We start from the raw sequence: 2,619 nt of genomic DNA, 5'->3' as shown, positions 1-2,619 counted from the left end.
CTGTAATAGAAGCAGGCATTTCATATTTTAACAGGCTCTAGTATGTTTTAGAAGGTAAGGGTATTGGGGTTATTTTATAAAATTTGGGATGGACAAGATAGAAGTCAAAAGACTAAATAAGCTAGCGAAAATAATTAAGGGTCTTCCTGTTAGTGAAGCAGAATTACTCGAAGTAGGAGAGTACCCATATTTGACTCCACATAATATTGAGGAATCGGGAATAATTCTCGATGAAAGTAAGAAATATATGTCTTTTGACTCTCTAAGAGCCGGCAATACCCCTGCATCAGCTGGTGATATATTGGTTTGGATAACGCAGGGAGGTATAAAGTGGTACCAACTCAGAGATGATGACCCAAAAGCCTTTCCTGGACAAGGGGTAGTCTTGATCCGATCTAAGTCTCCCGATTATATAAGCACATATTTTTCATCTGAACAGGGCAAGCAGGCTTTAAAAGATATTGAAGCTAAATGGAATATCAGTAAGCAATTCTCTAGTTACCTTTTCGATAAACTGAATAAACTTATAGTGCCTATCATTCACACTAATAGATTACTTGACTTAAGTGATGAGAGTATTTCTAATGCAGATGAGCAGACATTAAGAACTATCTCTAATGAACTTTTAGAAATTCAGGCACTTTTTGAGAGTGTAGATAACGAAAGAAAGGCTTATAGATCAGCTTTAGGAAATGTTTCTCCAGTTATTTTTCATTGCTACCACTTGGAGTCGAGGCAACTAGATTTGTTTTCGGATGATACAACTGATGATATAAATGAGCTGAGAAAATCTTCCTCTAAATTAGCCCCTGGTCCTATCACAAAATCTAATAGGAGCAGTGATCAATATAAGCAATTGCCTGATGAGCCTGATGTAGTTTCAGATTATTTACTTGTAAAAGATAAAGCTATACTTATTGATCAGGGCGAAGTAACTGAGCCTGTTTATGATGAGGTACAAACGCTCAAAAATGTGATAAACGAGCTAGATCAAAGTACTTTCGTATTGCTAAGGGAGTTTTTAGAAGGACGATTCAGGAAAATAGAGGTGCAGTTAAATGAAGTTTCGGGCAAACTAAACGACGTGCTCTCCATTCTCCTGGGTTTACAACATGAGATTAATCAGATTAAGGCGCTTCCTCGTGGTGAAGAGGAGCGACTATCCAGAATATATATCAAGCTTGACGAGAAAGTAGAATCCCTCTTCAAAAGAGACCATAAGTCTCACGAGATGTACATAGAAGAAATTAAAAGATGGTTTAATTTCTGGGAAGACCTTGATTCGTCAAGTAAAAGTTTTCTGCCTTCTGCAGAGTTTCTCTATGATGAAATTTTCAAGATGAAAGAAGCTGCAGATTTTTCACCCTTTGTAATCCAGTACTGCCGCACACTAGAGAACGAGATTTTAAAAAAGCTGTTTGTAGCATTTCATGAAGAGCTACTGATTAATGGTGTTGATCGGCGAGAACTGGTGCAATCTAGTCTAATCATTAGCAGATACAAATCATTTGCTGAGTCTGTTTTAAACGACAATAGGGAATACACCTTAGGTGCAATGAGGTATATCATGTCTCAATTGAGGGAGGAGTATGAAAGTTATCAGCAAAGCCTTTTATTGCAGTCACTCAAAGCATTTATCAGACGCTATTTTGAAGAAAATGTCCTTGAGCAAAGTTTTTTAAATTCTATCAATACAATAACCTATGAATTTAGAAACAAAGCTGCCCATCCACACATTTTAGACCTTCAGGTCGCGAAAGAATGCCAAGTGATTCTAAGAAAGTGTTTGATTCATTTTATGAGCAGTAGGAAAATTGGTGTGCAGGTTCTGCCGGTTTAGTCCTTTGGAACTCTGTAGGCAATCACTTTGAAGTATGTTCAGGAGATAGCCTGAACATACTTCAAAGTTGAAATTTCACCTTTCTGTAGGTCGAGCATAACTTTGAAGTTATCAAAGAAGTCATAGCCTATAATACCATTTGTGCCCGCAAGCATAAAAGTCATTTGAGGTAGATCAGGTAGGTTGCCAAAACGTGCATCAAACGTGTTACCTCCGTACGTGGTTGAAACGCTGTAGCAATCTGTGGTAAATTTGCCAACACCTGGATAGAAGTCAGCTTCAGCACCTACACTTTCGTAGTTTTGCGTTAGCTCCTTCGACAAATAGGAAAGTTTAGCACCAGTATCCAGAAAGCACTTGACTGTTCTCTCAGCTACTGTTAAGTTAATAATTGGTATACCCATAAAACTCGAGATTGGAGCTACACCACCTCCTAAATCTATGAGCTGTTTGCTAAACGAAACTTGTGTGTTTCTATAGTCTAGCAGTAGCTTATACTTACTCAATATATCAGCACCCAATAAAGTCGTAATTTCCATACCTAATAGTTCACTAATCTTGTAAGCAGTTAAGCCCATATAATTGGAAGATATCCCATAAGTTTCATCTAAGAAGTGTAACTGATCTGTTATATGAATAGTACTTGGAGCACTGTGTCAATGAGGATTATATTTTTATCATCTCTTAGTATAGGATGTCCCTCAAAGAGATCTATTTCAAAAGTTGTTATCATTTACTGATTAAGCTGAAATATATAGATAGGTTAACTACCTTGAACA

General features: G+C 37.2%; 2 protein-coding genes. One reads left to right on the top strand and one right to left on the bottom strand.

Translation table 11 applies throughout. The features are described from left to right. Positions 1-88: 88 nt before the first annotated feature. The gene (locus O71_RS17740) at positions 89-1,840 is read left to right on the top strand and encodes a hypothetical protein (protein WP_007659619.1); all 1,752 of its coding nucleotides are present in this window, start codon (positions 89-91) and stop codon (positions 1,838-1,840) included. 38 nt (positions 1,841-1,878) lie between these two features. On the opposite strand, the gene O71_RS17735 is transcribed toward O71_RS17740, so the two are convergent. After that, entirely contained in the window at positions 1,879-2,379 is a 501-nt protein-coding gene (locus tag O71_RS17735) for a hypothetical protein (RefSeq protein ID WP_155800990.1), read from the bottom strand. Positions 2,380-2,619 lie beyond the last annotated feature (240 nt).

The organism is Pontibacter sp. BAB1700, assembly GCF_000277005.1.
Taxonomy (GTDB): Bacteria; Bacteroidota; Bacteroidia; order Cytophagales; family Hymenobacteraceae; genus Pontibacter; species Pontibacter lucknowensis.
This window is presented reverse-complemented; position numbering and strand designations above follow the sequence as displayed.